The following is a 13,297-nucleotide window of genomic DNA, read 5'->3' as shown; positions in this document are numbered from 1 at the left end:
AGCGCCGCTCGGTTGGGTCAGAGCGCGTCCGACCGATGCAGGGTGTCGACCGTGATGGTGCCGCGGGCACGCGAGACGCAGGCGCAGATCTTGCGACTCTCCTGCTTCTGGTGATCGCTGAAGAAGACGTCGCGATGGTCGATTTCGCCGTCGACATCGACCACGTCGAGCGCGCAGACGCCGCATTCGCCGCGCCGGCAGTCGCTCATCACCTCATGGCCGGCTTCGTTGAGCACGTCCAGCATCGACCGGTCGCGCGGGATGACGAACTCGGTCCCCAGTTCGGTGCCTTGGCCCCTGAGCCGCACGCGGAACGGCTCGGTCGGCAGCAGCCCGCTCGATCCAAAGGTCTCGTAGCGCAAATCGGAGAGCGGGCGGCCGGATGCCTCCCAGGCGCGCCGCGCCGCGTCCAGCATCCGCATCGGGCCGCAGAACAGCGTCATCGTATCCTGCGGCAACCCCTCGAAGACGCCGTCGAGGTCGAGCCGCCCGCCCTCGTCGCCGGCATGGACGATGAGGCGATCACCGAGCAGACGCTCAAGCGGTTCGAGGTAGGCCGCATCGCCGCGCGTGCGCACGGCGTAATGCAGCGCGACGGCGGCGTCGCGGCGGGCGAGCGCCTGTGCCGCGCCGACGATCGGCGTGATGCCGATGCCGCCCGCGATCAGGCAATAGTGCCGCCGCGTCCAGTCGAGCTGCACCAGCGAGGTCGGCAGCGTGATGTTGAGCCGCGCCCCCGGCGCGAGCGACCACATGTAGCGCGAGCCGCCGCGGGAATCCGCTGCGCGCCGAACTGCGATCCGGTAACCCTGCGGATCGGCTTCGCCGACCAGCGAATAGGAGCGGGTCTGCGGCTGGCCTTCGATGGTGACGCCGACATCGATATGGCTGCCGACGGGATAGGGCGCACCCGTGAAATCGTCCGGCCGCAGCAGGAATTCACGGATGCCGGGCGTGAGGTCGCGCACGGCGAGCAGCGTAGCGGATGTCCAGGTCTCGATGAATCGCATGGCGTTCTCCGCTCAGCCGGCTGCCGAATTGATCAATGCCAGCGCCGGCAGCAGATCGAGATGGCTGCGGTTGCGCAGCGCCAGCCGCAGATTGCGTGCCGCAAGCCGGGCATGCTCGCGCATGATCGCCTCGGCGCGCGCGCCCTCGCGGTTCTCGATGGCGTCGACCACGATGCGATGGTGATCCTGCGCGATCAGCAGGATCTGGCGCGCCTCGGGCAAGGCCGATTGCGCCATCACGAAGCCGCTCGGCGAGGCGAATGGCAGCGCCGAGGCGCGGTCGATCTGCCGGATCAGCGGCGGGCTGCGCGACAGCTCGGTGAGCAACGCGTGGAAGCGCGCGTTGAGCGCGACATAGGACGAAAAGACTTCGACCGAAATCGGATCCTGCCGCACCAGGCCATCGATCTCGTTCAGGCATTCCTTCAGCGGCTCGAGATCGCGCGACGAGACGCCGCGCTCGGCGGCGAAGCGCGCGGCCAGGCCCTCCAGCGTGCCGCGCAGCTCGATCGAATCGAGAATGTCGCGCTCGGAAAACGCCTTGACCATGAAGCCGCCGGAAGGGATCGCCTCCAGCAGGCCTTCCTCTTCCAGCCGGACCAGCGCCATCCGCACCGGCGTACGCGATACCCCGGTGAACTCGACCGCCTGCAGTTCCGAGATGCGCTCGCCGGGCCGCAGGCCGCCGGAGAGAACGAGGTCACGCAGCGCAAGCTGCGCCCGCACGGTCTGCGACACTGAACGATCGGTTTCGCGTTCCGCCATGGCTCGCCCCTCGCCTATTCGGCAGCCTGCAGCTGCGGCGGCGGATTTTCCTTCGCCACCATGCGGTCAATGACGCGACGCGCCCACATTGCGCCGGCGTCGATGTTGAGATTGTAGAACACCCGGTCCGGATTCTCGTCCATCGCGCGCTGCTGCGCTTCCAGGATGATCTCGTCCTCATGGAAGATGCCGGCGACGCCGTCGCGGATTTCCGAGGTCAGCCGCTGCTCGGTGATGCGGTGATTGCGGACGAAGGCCCAGAAATAATGGCAGGTCTTCTCGGTCTCGGGCGTGATCGTGTTCAGCACATAGCCGTTGACGCCCTGCGAACGATCGCCCTCCGGCGCGCCCGAACCAGCCGGCGCGACGCCGACGTCGATGTTGACGGTGCACGGCGCTTCGAAGCGGATGATCTGCCAGCGATCGACCGGGCCCGGCTTCTGCAGCTGCTTGGCCCAGAACGGCGGCGCCTCGATGCCCTTCATCCAGCGCGTCACGGTGACCGTCTTCTCGCCATGGGTGACGTCGAACGGCGCCTCGGCGACCGCATCATTGCCGATGCTCGAGCCGTGCACGAAGGTCTCGTGCGTCAGGTCCATCAGATTGTCGACGACGAGGCGATAGTCGCATTTGACGTGAATGGTCTTGCCGTCGCCTGCCCAGGCCGGATCGTGGTTCCAGTGCATGTCGGGCACCAGCGCGGGATCGGCGAGCGCGGGATCGCCCATCCAGAGCCAGATGAAGCGGTGGCGCTCGACGACGGGATAGGCGCGCACGCAGGCCGACGGATTGATCGTATCCTGCGAGGGCATGAAGGTGCAGCGGCCCTGCGCATTGTATTTCAGGCCGTGATAGCCGCAGACCACGGCATCGCCGTCGAGCCGGCCCTTGGAGAGCGGCACGAGGCGATGCCAGCAGGCATCCTCCAGCGCCACCACCTCGCCGTCGCCCTTCCGGTACATCACGACATGCTTGCCGCAGATCGTCCGCGGCAACAGCGCGTGCTTGATCTCGGCATCCCAGCCGGCCGCGTACCACGCGTTCATTGGAAAGGGTTTTGGCACTGGTCCGCCTCTCAGCGTGAATGAATACGAAATGTATACAGTACATGCTGAGAAACGACAACGATCATCTATATCGGTATTATAATCCGATTATAAGTATACAGAAATTCAGATCTGGTAGGGATGACCATGTCAGCGTCGCCTCCAGGGCGAGTTGGCGACGACGTGGCGCGATTTTCCGCGACGATGGGAGAAGCAGCTAGGCCGCGCTGGAGGCGGTCAGCGGATCGAAGGCTGGACTCTGCAAGAGCCTGCGCAATTTGCTGAAGGCGCCGGCGGTCGGCTTATGAGTTCGACGCCGCGCGGGTCGAGGCCGACTGGACATCCTTGATGTTGATGACGACGGCGATGCGCTTGATTATGCCGCTGCGGTAGGCCTGCAGGAACTTGTCGTAGTGCTTGACCGAAATGCAGCCGTTGGAGTCGCCGTTCGGCCCGAGCATGTAGCTGTGGACCAAGAGGCCAACGCGCCCGAAGGTGTCGCTGCCATCGACCGGGGTCATGCGCAGCGCGGGCACGCCGTGGAACAGCTTCTCGCGCGGCTTCATCTCATAGATGCCGGGCGGCGTCGCACCGGCGTTGCGGGCATTCACATGCGCGGGATCGTCGAGCAGATTGCCGAGGCCTGAATGCGCCTCGAACTTGGTACCGTCGGGCATGTACACGATGCGGCCGGTGATGTCGTAGACGGCCGTGGTGCTGTCATAACCGAGCTTGCCGAGATCGGGGCTCGGACCGGACAACAATCCGTCATTCGGATCGAGCGAGGCCAGCTGCAGCTTGCCCGGCATCATGTCGGCAACCTTCTGCAGGAACGTCCGGTTGTCGCCCTGCTGCACCGGCGGCTGTGGCGGCGGCGGCTGATCGTTACGTGCAAGCAGATTGGCCTCCGCCGGCCGCGACCGCGGCATCGGCACGGTGGACGTCGTCGCCGTGGTCGTGGCAGCGACGGACGCCGTCGCCGACTGGCTGGTCGGCAGTTCGGTCTGCGTGTCGCGCAACTGGCCGGCCAGCGCGTCCTCGATCTGGCCGAACTCGGAATTGAAATCGCCGCGGCTCGAACGGAACCCGCGACGCAGTGGATAATAGAGTGAGGCCGAATTGATCGTGGAGCGAGAGCCGAAGCGATCGTCGAAGTTCAGCGAGGCGGTGGTGTTGGCGAGCGCCGGACCGTGAAGCCATGCGGTGGGGTCGATGCCGACCATCCAGGCGGCAAGGCCAGACGACAGGGCAAGCGCGCTCACGGCAAACGCCGTGCTGCCCACCAGAGACATGCCGCGGCTCGACTTACGCCGGGCAGGTTTCGTCGTTCGTTGACCCATCAATCCCCAAGTTCGGTGCTCTGGGGCCTGTTACCCGGCCCACCGGGATTCACCGATCACTCATCATATCAGGGAATTAGAGTAAGGCATAATCGAGACAAAACGGACAACGAGAGGTTTTTTAAACGTTTTTCGGATTGAAAGTGCCAGAGAATCAGCCTTGGGCGGGCCGAATTGACCAAAAAGGTCCCGATTCGGGACGATTTCGGCCGCTCAGGCGATCTTTTCTTCCCAGAGGGTGAGCACCGGAACCGGCTTTCCGATGGCGTAACCCTGGGCGTAGTCGACCCCGATCTGGCGCAGCTCGTCCAGGATCGCAAGGTTCTCGACGAATTCCGCGACCACCTGCTTCTGCATGATCTTCGCGGTCTTGGTGATCATCTCGACCATCGCCCGATCGACCTTGCTGTTCGAGATCTCCTTCACGAACGAACCGTCGATCTTGATGATGTCGACCGGCAGGTGCTTCAGATAGGCGATCGAGGACATGCCGGTGCCGAAATCGTCGAGCGAGAAGCTGCAGCCGATCTCGCGCAGCCGCGCGATGAACTTCTGCGCCTCGTCGAGGTTCGAGATTGCGCTGGTCTCGGTGATCTCGAAACACACCGATGCCGGCGAAACGTCGAGCTGTGCGAACAGCCCGGCGACGAAGTCGACGAAGTCGCTGTCGCCGATGGTGGCGCCGGACAGGTTGATGGCGTAGCTGGCAATCTTGCGCGGCTGGTGCTTGCGCTCGGCGATGATCTCGAAGGCGCGGCGAACCACCCAGCGGTCGATCAGCGGCATCAGCCCGTAGCGTTCGGCGGCGGGCAGGAAACTGCCGGGCGGCACCAGCGCGCCGCTCTCGTCGCGCAGGCGCAGCAAGAGCTCCCGCCGGTCGTTGCCTTTCAGCGCGCCGTTCACCGGGCGGATCTCCTGCTCGTAGAGGCAGAAGCGCCCCTCATCGAGTCCCTTGCGAATGCGATTGACCCAGCTCATCTAGGCAACACGCACGGCCATGCCGGTGTCGGACGGGCGGTGCTCCTGGACGCGGTTGCGTCCCTTGTCCTTGGCAAGGAAACAGGCGACGTCGGCAAGCCGCAACGCGTCCTGCACGCCGGCGCTGTCGGCCAGCCCGACCAGGCCGATGCTCGCGCTGATCCGGAAGCTCGACCCCTCATAGACGAAGTTCGACTGCTCGATCACCGCCCTGATCCGCTCCGCGACGTCGGCCGCGACGTCGTGCGTCGCGGAGCCGTCCTCATGCAGCAGAATGCCGAACTCGTCGCCGCCAAGACGCGCGACAAGGCCGCTGCCGCCGACTTCGGCCGCCAGCAGCCTCGCCACCTGCTTCAGCAACCGGTCGCCTGCCATGTGGCCGCAGGTGTCGTTGACGATCTTGAACTGATCGAGATCGATCAGCATCAGGTCGGCGCCCATGGCCGGCGAGCCCGACATCGCCTTGTGCAGTTCGAACTCGAACTGCCGCCGGTTGGCAAGGCCGGTGAGCGCGTCATGCGAGGCAGCCCACGCCAATTCCTCGACCAGCCGCCGCTCGGCGGTCATGTCGTGAATGATCATGACGCGGCCCGCCGGTTCTCCGGCATGCACGATCGGGGTCTCGACCACCGAGACCGGCACGCTGGAATGGTCCGGCCGCACCAGTAGCTGCGGCCGGCTTTCGTCGTCGGCGTCGAACGATCCGCGCACCGGCTGCTCGGCAATGTTGAACAGCGACGCCAGCGGCCGTCCCGTCACCTCCTGCCCTGCCGCGATGAGCCGCTGCGCGGCGGTATTCATGTAGTCGACCCGATCGTCCTGCGTCATCACGATGACGGCGTCGCCGATCGACGCCAGCGTGAGCTGGGCGCGTTCCTTCTCGACCGCGAGTGCGGTCTCGGCAAGCCAGCGCCGCCACAGCATCCGCCGCGTGTGGACCAGCACGATGCCGGCAAGGCAGGCCGCGATCACGAGGTTGACCAGCAGCAGCAGCGCGGAGACCTGGCGCGACGCCTTGCCCAGATGATCGGAGAAATCGACCGCAAGCGTGCTCAGCGCGGCGTCCACCACACCGATCCGCTCGGCCCAGTGCCTGATGGTCGCAGCCGACGGATCGTGCAGCGCGACGTCGTTCGCAGCCTCGTTCCGGATTTCAATCAGCTGATCGAGCAGCGCATCCGAATTGCGCCATGCCGTCACCGCGCCGGCCACGTGGTGCATCTTGCGGAAATATTTGAACAGCCAGATCAGGCCGCCGATGTCGTCATCATGATTGCCTGCCCTGGCGAAGCCGGCCCTCGCCACGGCGTCATTGTTGCCGGGCGATTCCAGGGCGCGCCGCGCCGTACGATCGGCCAGCGGCACCGCGATCGCGGCATCGAACTTCTGCAGATAGAGCGGCGCGCCGGTGCTGACATAGGTCTGCAGGTCGTGAATGGCATCCTTCTGTCCCTTCGACCACATGCTTTCGCCGGCCACATAGGCCCTGACTGCAGACATCACCTGCAGGCTGCCGGCAGACAGGCCGCCCAGCAGCAGCACGATGGCCAGCAGAGGTCCAACCACCCGCCACAGTGCCCAGCTTCGAAACGAAAAGAACATGCCCAATGCGCCCAACCCTCAAATTCATCGGGTAAGCCTAGGAACCGTGACTTAACCTCACGTTGCAAAACGCGATGAGTTTGAAACGACTCGGCTGCGGCACAATTGCGTCAAACTTTACCCATTCCGGATAACCTCAGGGCAATTGCATATGGAAAGAAATCTGTCGGGCAGCGTCCTCGCGGCCATCCTTCGAGACGCCCGCCTTCGGCGGGCTCCTCAGGATGAGGATCTTGTTTGGCGGCACAATAGTAGACCCTCATGGTGAGGAGCGCCGCTTGCGGCGCGTCTCGAACCACGAGGCCGAGTTACTTCCACAGCCGCCGAAGGGTCATATGCGATTGCCCTGCGGCCAACCCGGAGGACGCTCACGGGTGCAGTGTCGGCGACGTGTTCGGCGCCGGCGCCTGCTCCATCTCGGCCTCTTCGGGCAGCTTGTCGGCATGGACGGCGAGCGGCGTGCCGATCCAGAGCGGATCGTCGTGGTGGTCGCGGCGCGGATTGGTGGTGTTGGGATGGACCAGGATGCTCAGGCTGCCGTGGTTCAGCATCAGCCACGGCACGAGGGTCGGAAACAGCTCGGCCGCAAACGCCACCTGATACATCGCCTGATCATGCGGGCCGACCTTGACGTCGTGCCAGCGTCCGAGCGTGACCAGGAAGCGCTCGCCGATCCAGTTGCGCAGCCGTTCCGCCTCGCCCCGGCTGGTCGCGGGGTCGTAATAGACATGGGCGTGGTAGCTGGCGATCTCGCCGATCATCCGTGGCGCGTCCGTCATCTCAGCTCTCCTTCTGGCCGGTCATTTGCGCCGCAGCACACTGAACTGGAACGACTGCGTCGCGCCCCAGGGCGTGACGTGCCGGTGCGCCTCATGCGCGATCAACTCGAATGCCGGACCGATGGTCCCGCTGAGCGTCGCGGGGTCATAGCGCTGCACCGGCAGGCCGCTGCACTTCTCCGGGCCGTCCAGCGCGAAGGTGCCGATCACGGCGTGGCCGCCTGCTTTCACGCCGCGATGCAGCCGGTCGAGATAGGCCGCGCGGTCTGGTTCCTCGACCAGGAAGTGAAACGCCGCGCGATCGTGCCAGATGTCGAAGGCTCGCTGCGGCTGCCAGACCGTCGCATCATCAGCAACCCAGCGCACCCTATCGCCCGGTGTGCCGATCCGTTCCCGCGCACTCGCCAGCGCCGCTTCGGAGAGGTCGAGCACCGTCAGATCGTGGAAACCGCCCGCAAGCAACGCATCGACGAGGCGCGAGGCCCCGCCGCCGATGTCGATGATCGACGCGTCGCGGCCCGGTGCGATCGATTCGATCAGACGCAGCGATGGCTGCGGATCGGCCTGCGACCAACTCACCTGCTGCTCTCCCTTGGTCAGATAGACGGTCTGCCAATGCGATTGCCGATCGGAAGCGGTCATGGCGATAGGTCCCGAAAGCGGCAACAACCTGCGTTGCGCCATTAACCATCAGCTAGGCGCGGCGGTCTCTCGCGTCAACCGGCAGCGGCGGGCACGCACGGCGGCGCAGCAGCAAATGCCGCATTTGCTTCGCCGCATTTTCCAACTAACCTGATGACCGGGTTGAGATCAGGGCGTCCGGGGATGGCCAACTTCGGCTGGACACGCGGCAACAAGCCTGCACAAGCGGAGGACGCCGCCAGCGACTTGCGCGGCCTTACCGATCCATTGGCGTTTCTCGCCGCGCTCGACAAGGTGGTCCCGCGCTATCTCGATCTCGCCGACAATGGCGTGCTGGTCTATCCGGCCTGCAAACGCAAGTCCGGCGATCTGCTCGGCGACATCGGTGCGATCTGGGAGCACACGCGGCTTGAAGCGATGCGCTATGTCCCGATGGTGCCGCGGCAGGACATCTCGCTGCTGGTCGATCCGGCCCGCCAGGCGGAGATGATCGATGCTTTCCTGCGCCAGCGCGCGCACGACAAGACCGTCGTCGATTTCACCGGCACTGCGATCGAAGACTACGGGATCGCGATCTACGCTGGCCTGAACTGGCTGAACCATTGCGGCGCCCTCGTGGGCGCCGATCCGCAAAAGTTCTCCGGCACATTGCGGAGCTTCCGCAGGGTCATGGTGGTCGCCCAGCAGTGGTGGGCGATCGACGGCGCGGCCGAGCGCTGCCGGCAGCTGCTCGAAGCGCGCGAACGGCCGCCGCTGGTGTTCTTCCTGCTGTGGGCCGAATGCACCAATTTGGCGCGCGAGATCGCGATCGCGGCGGCCGGTCCGAATGCAACCGAGGACACTATCTCGCGGATGCGCGCGGCCGAAGATCCGGAACAGCTGACCTAGGGAAGCAGGCGGAGCCCGGCCATCAGGCGACAGGGTCCGCGTCGGCGGACACCAACTGCAGTTCCTTGGATTTGCGCGAGATCAGGCGAGCCAGCTCGCTCTGCTTGTAGGTCTCGACGAACTTGATGGCGAAGCCGTTCGGCAGATGCCGGACCACCCGCCCGACGCAGGCGCCGATCGCAAGCGGCATACCGATCGGCGGCTGCGCCTCGGAGGAGACCGCCGCGCCCGACAGCGACATGTCGATGATGAAGCAGCTCTGCATGGTGCCGTCCGCCAACGTCAACATGGCATGCGGCGCGACGGGAACGAAACGCGGGTTGTTGCGCGCCTCGCGGATGCTCGGATCCTTTTGCTTCTTCTCGATCCAGGTCAGCTTGTCGGCGAACTTCTCGCGCATGGCATGCGTCATCTCGAGCTCGAGCAGGAAGCTGCCGCTCATGGTGTCGGTGATGCAGCCGTCGAACTTGCCGAACTCCTCGAAATACGAGGTCAGCCGGTCGCCGACCTTGCCGACGACGGGCACGTCCACGATCATCCGGAACGGCGAGACGCGCGTGGTGCGGCAGGCGAAGGTGCGCAATTTCCCCTGCGCGTCGTACCAGTTCGGCAACGTGTAGCTGCCGTTGACGGTGATCTTGACCGCGCGTTGCTTGAGAAACTTTTCGACGGACACGACTGAACCTCGCCCGAGGCGATGTGAGTGCACGGAGGGCTGGATTGGCCGGCTTCACTGCCGGTCCGGTGGTGGGGAAGTTCGCTACCGACGCGATGGCAGCGAGGGGCTGCGGCACGCATCCCAGCGCGTGGCGGAATGGTCCTGGCGCGCAGGTGCGTACAGCCATACCGTCGAAAAACTAGCAAAAAGTTAAACCGGGACGGAGTGCGGGCGGCGCACTCTATGGCGCAACCGTTTCGCGTCGGTTTATTTTGCGAACCGTACAACTACCGGGAGAGTTGCCGCCCGGCAATGCAATCGCGCCGTGCTCCAAACCGCCTGCCCCGGCTGTCGGCCGGGTGCTAGCCTTCGCCGAAATCAGACCGGACCCCTCATATGCCAAACATGTCGAACAAATCGCTTGCCGACGGCAAGATCCTGCAAGACGTCGTCGACGGCGTCGGCGTCATCACCTTCAACAATCCCGACAAGCGCAATGCGATGTCGCTGGAGATGTGGGAGGGGCTCGGCGAGGCGCTGACGACGTTGCGCGACGATCCGGCCGTCCGCGTCGTGATCCTGGTCGGCGCCGGCGACAAGGCTTTCGTATCGGGCGCCGATATCAGCCAGTTCGAGAAGACCAGGCACAACGCCGAGGCTTCCGAGGAATATTCACGGCGCAGCGCCGCCCAGCGCGCCCTGCTCGCCGACTATCCGAAGCCGACCATCGCCTGCATCCGCGGCTTCTGCCTCGGCGGCGGCATGCAGGTCGCGATGCTGACCGATATCCGCATCTCCGGCTCGAGCGGCCAGTTCGGCATTCCCGCCGCCAAGCTCGGCATCGCCTATGGCTATGACGGGCTGCGCCATCTGGTGTCGCTGGTCGGCCCGTCCTGGGCGCGGCTGATCATGTATACCGGCATGCGGATCGACTCCGCCGAGGCGCTGCGGATCGGCCTCGTCGATCGCGTGCTGCCGGACGCCGAACTCTGGGACGCGACCATGGAGATCGCGCGCACCATTTCGGGCAACGCGCCTCTGGCGATCAAGGCCGCCAAGATCACCATCGCGCAGGCGCTGAAGGATCCCGCCGATCGCGACATGGCCGCGATCAAGCAGATCGGCATCGAATGCATGGACAGCGCGGACTTCCGTGAAGGTCGCAGCGCCTTCATGGAGAAGCGCAAGCCGCAGTTCAAGGGCCGGTAGCGGCGTCCTCATCCGCACCCGTCATCGCCCGGTTTCAACCGGGCGATCCAGTACGCGGCGGCCCATCGGCTCAAGCACGGCCGCCTCTGGAATACTGGATCACCCGTATGCGCGGGTGGTTATTGCGAGATTTCTGAATAATCGAATAATACCACCGATTTGCCCGACGCGTCAAGTGGCCTGGTCGAACGCCGGCCGCCGCCGGCTACTTTGCATGGGGTTGTTTTCGATATTTTGGCGGTGTGCGCGCGATTGAACCAGCCCCTACTTCTTCTCGCTGACTGGCACCGTGTAGTTCAGGATCAACCGGCCGCCGTCGGGATAGATGGTCTGGCCGGTGATGTAGGAGGCATCGTTGCTGGCGAGGAATGCGACGACGGAAGCGACCTCGCTCGGCTCGCCGCAACGGCCGGCGGGGGTGCGCGAGAGCACGCTGCGCCGCGCGTCCTCCGACGAGAAGATCGCCGTCGCCACCATCTCGGTCAGGATCGTGCCGGGCCCGACCGCCACGACGCGAATGCCGTGCGGCGCCAGCGCGACGGCCGCCACCGAGGTGAGCTGCTTCAGCGCGCCCTTGGACATCGCGTAGGTCGCAAGCGAGGGGATCGCGAGCAGCGCGTTGACCGAGGACATGTTGATGACGACGCCGCCACTGCCCTGCGCAATCATCTGGCGCGCCGCGGCCTGGACGCCGAAGAACGCGCCCTTGAGGTTGATCCCCATCACGTCGTCGAATTCGGCCTCGCTGATGTCGAGGAAGTCGCGGTTGCGCGCGACGCCGGCATTGTTGACCATGACGTCGAGCCGGCCGAACTCCTTCACCGCGTGAGCTACGATGCGGTCGACATCGGCGCGCTTGCTGACGTCGGCTTCGACCGCCCGCAGCTGATCGATATGTCCGAGTTCCTGGGCGGTGTGGACGAGCCCTGCCGCGTCGACATCCGAGATGACGACCCTGGCGCCATCGGCCAGGAAGCGCGCCGCGCAGGCCTTGCCGATGCCGCGTGCCGCGCCGGTGATGGCGACGACCTTGCCGGAATTCTTCATGGGACTGCCTCCAGAACAAACTGTTCATGGAGCAATAGCGCATTGCGCGCCGGCAGGGAACGCGGCGGATTCTCCGGGCGAGAGCTCAGGACTTGATGCGCGCGAGAATCCGGTCGGCCTCGGTACGCCAGTCGGCGCAGCGGGCGAAGTCCGGCGTTCCCCTGGGGCCGAACACGCCCTCATCGGCAAGGTCGGCGATCCAGCCCTGCCGCTCGGGGGTGCCAGAGGCGCCCGGCCTCGCGCACGATCTCAGCCACCTCGCGGACCTCCTCGGCGCGCCGCCGGCCGTGCTCGATCACCCGCTGAAAGAAAGAGGCGCCCTGCTTCTCCCAGTCGATCGACGGAAAGGTCTCCTTGAGCGAGGCGAGCACCGCATCCTCGACGCCATAGCCGCGTGCGGTGGTGAAGCTCTCGATCACCATGGCCTCCAGCCCCGAGATTGTCATCAGTTCAAGTCTCGTGTTGTGCCGTCGAACAGCTCGTCGACCGTGACGCGCCGGGGGATCAACGCCTGCTGCACGCTATAGTCGATCATCAGTTCGAGCGGCTTGCGGTTCGCCGCGACGCCGAACGGCACCAGGTCCGGCATGCCGGGCGGGCCAGCCTCCGCCTTGCCGCGCTTGAGCAGATCGTACAGGCTCCGCACCACGTCCGGCCGCGATGTCGCGAGCCGCGATGTCACCACCACCAGATGATTGACCGGCACGACGCCGTGCCGCGCATACCACCGCGCCGCCTCAGCGGCCGGATCGGCAAACAATGGCTTGAACGCCGGATCGCTCGAGGTCTCGCCCAGCACGGCATCGAGCTCGCCGTCCCTCAGCATCTGGATGATGGTCTTGCCCTTCGGCGCGCGCTCGGTGCTGTCGACATATTCCGCGACATGCGGCTCCTCGAACGTGACCCAGTTGATGCTGTCGAGGTTCATGCCATGGTCGTTGGCAAGGATGCCGCGCATCCATGCCCCGGTCGTGGTCGTGAACGAGCGGATGCCGACCCGCTTGCCTTCGAGATCGGCGGGCACGAGCGTGCCGCGGTCGGCGCAATAGAGCGCGTGGCCGTGCTGGAAGCGGCCGACCATCGCCGCCGGCAGCAGCACCAGCGGCTTGCCGTGTGCCCTTGCCATCAGATAGGTCACGATCGCCATCTCGCAGACGTCGAATGCCTGCTCGCGCACCATCGGCTTGAACGCGGCGTTAGTCGGCGTGAATCCGGTGAAGTCGAGATCGAACAGCTCAGAGCGAAGCTCGCCGTTCTTCACCGCCCGGATGTGCGGATGATTGCCGAGCACGGCGCGTAGCCGAAGTTTCTCCATCGCGACAGGCTCCGGAGT

The 13,297-nt window shown here is 65.3% G+C and carries 13 protein-coding genes and 1 pseudogene; 2 read left to right on the top strand and 12 right to left on the bottom strand.

Translation table 11 applies throughout. From position 1 onward, the window contains the following. Positions 1–17 precede the first annotated feature (17 nt). The 8 genes from JEY66_RS10395 to JEY66_RS10360 form a co-directional block, all read right to left on the bottom strand. Positions 18–1,010: a PDR/VanB family oxidoreductase gene (locus tag JEY66_RS10395; protein ID WP_016846195.1), complete on the bottom strand. Its 993-nt coding sequence runs from the start codon at positions 1,008–1,010 to the stop codon at positions 18–20. Positions 1,011–1,022: 12 nt separating this feature from the next. Continuing rightward, positions 1,023–1,775 (bottom strand): GntR family transcriptional regulator, encoded by a 753-nt coding sequence (locus JEY66_RS10390; protein ID WP_016846194.1) that lies wholly within the window; start codon positions 1,773–1,775, stop codon positions 1,023–1,025. Between the two features lie 14 nt (positions 1,776–1,789). Then, positions 1,790–2,821 carry an aromatic ring-hydroxylating dioxygenase subunit alpha gene (locus JEY66_RS10385; protein ID WP_016846193.1) on the bottom strand — a complete coding sequence of 344 codons (1,032 nt, stop codon included), beginning with the start codon at positions 2,819–2,821 and terminating at the stop codon, positions 1,790–1,792. 302 nt (positions 2,822–3,123) lie between these two features. Further along, positions 3,124–4,113, bottom strand: a complete 990-nt coding sequence (locus JEY66_RS10380; protein WP_016846192.1) for a DUF2778 domain-containing protein — start codon at positions 4,111–4,113, stop codon at positions 3,124–3,126. Between the two features lie 261 nt (positions 4,114–4,374). Beyond that, complete coding sequence (locus JEY66_RS10375) at positions 4,375–5,139, bottom strand: EAL domain-containing protein (RefSeq protein ID WP_016846191.1); 765 nt, start codon at positions 5,137–5,139, stop codon at positions 4,375–4,377. Further along, the gene (locus JEY66_RS10370; protein WP_016846190.1) at positions 5,140–6,741 is read right to left on the bottom strand and encodes a diguanylate cyclase; all 1,602 of its coding nucleotides are present in this window, start codon (positions 6,739–6,741) and stop codon (positions 5,140–5,142) included. It lies immediately after the preceding gene. Positions 6,742–7,109: 368 nt separating this feature from the next. Next, complete coding sequence (locus JEY66_RS10365; RefSeq protein ID WP_016846189.1) at positions 7,110–7,520, bottom strand: DOPA 4,5-dioxygenase family protein; 411 nt, start codon at positions 7,518–7,520, stop codon at positions 7,110–7,112. Between the two features lie 21 nt (positions 7,521–7,541). Further along, positions 7,542–8,162 carry a class I SAM-dependent methyltransferase gene (locus JEY66_RS10360; RefSeq protein ID WP_016846188.1) on the bottom strand — a complete coding sequence of 207 codons (621 nt, stop codon included), beginning with the start codon at positions 8,160–8,162 and terminating at the stop codon, positions 7,542–7,544. A gap of 183 nt (positions 8,163–8,345) precedes the next feature. Between JEY66_RS10360 and JEY66_RS10355 the strand changes: the two genes are divergently transcribed. Further along, complete coding sequence (locus tag JEY66_RS10355) at positions 8,346–9,050, top strand: hypothetical protein (RefSeq protein WP_016846187.1); 705 nt, start codon at positions 8,346–8,348, stop codon at positions 9,048–9,050. A 22-nt stretch (positions 9,051–9,072) separates the two neighbouring features. On the opposite strand, the gene JEY66_RS10350 is transcribed toward JEY66_RS10355, so the two are convergent. Next, on the bottom strand, positions 9,073–9,726 hold the full coding sequence (locus JEY66_RS10350) for a PilZ domain-containing protein (RefSeq protein ID WP_016846186.1): 654 nt from the start codon (positions 9,724–9,726) through the stop codon (positions 9,073–9,075). A 378-nt stretch (positions 9,727–10,104) separates the two neighbouring features. On the opposite strand from JEY66_RS10350, the gene JEY66_RS10345 reads away from it, so the two are divergent. Beyond that, a complete protein-coding gene (locus JEY66_RS10345) occupies positions 10,105–10,917 on the top strand; it encodes an enoyl-CoA hydratase (protein ID WP_018273412.1) in 813 nt (270 codons plus the stop codon). A gap of 264 nt (positions 10,918–11,181) precedes the next feature. Here JEY66_RS10345 and JEY66_RS10340 read toward each other — a convergent pair whose 3' ends face one another. The 3 genes and pseudogenes from JEY66_RS10340 to JEY66_RS10330 form a co-directional block, all read right to left on the bottom strand. Further along, positions 11,182–11,964 carry an SDR family NAD(P)-dependent oxidoreductase gene (locus JEY66_RS10340; RefSeq protein WP_016846184.1) on the bottom strand — a complete coding sequence of 261 codons (783 nt, stop codon included), beginning with the start codon at positions 11,962–11,964 and terminating at the stop codon, positions 11,182–11,184. An 85-nt stretch (positions 11,965–12,049) separates the two neighbouring features. Continuing rightward, positions 12,050–12,404 (bottom strand): annotated as a pseudogene (locus JEY66_RS10335) (DUF1932 domain-containing protein); the annotation flags it as partial. A gap of 5 nt (positions 12,405–12,409) precedes the next feature. Continuing rightward, a complete protein-coding gene (locus JEY66_RS10330) occupies positions 12,410–13,279 on the bottom strand; it encodes a substrate-binding domain-containing protein (protein ID WP_016846183.1) in 870 nt (289 codons plus the stop codon). Between the last annotated feature and the right edge of the window lie 18 nt (positions 13,280–13,297).

Origin of the sequence: Bradyrhizobium elkanii USDA 76, assembly GCF_023278185.1 — a bacterium.
Lineage (GTDB): Bacteria > Pseudomonadota > Alphaproteobacteria > Rhizobiales > Xanthobacteraceae > Bradyrhizobium > Bradyrhizobium elkanii.
The sequence above is the reverse complement of the archived record's forward strand: the minus strand, read 5'-3'. Positions and strand labels throughout refer to the sequence as shown.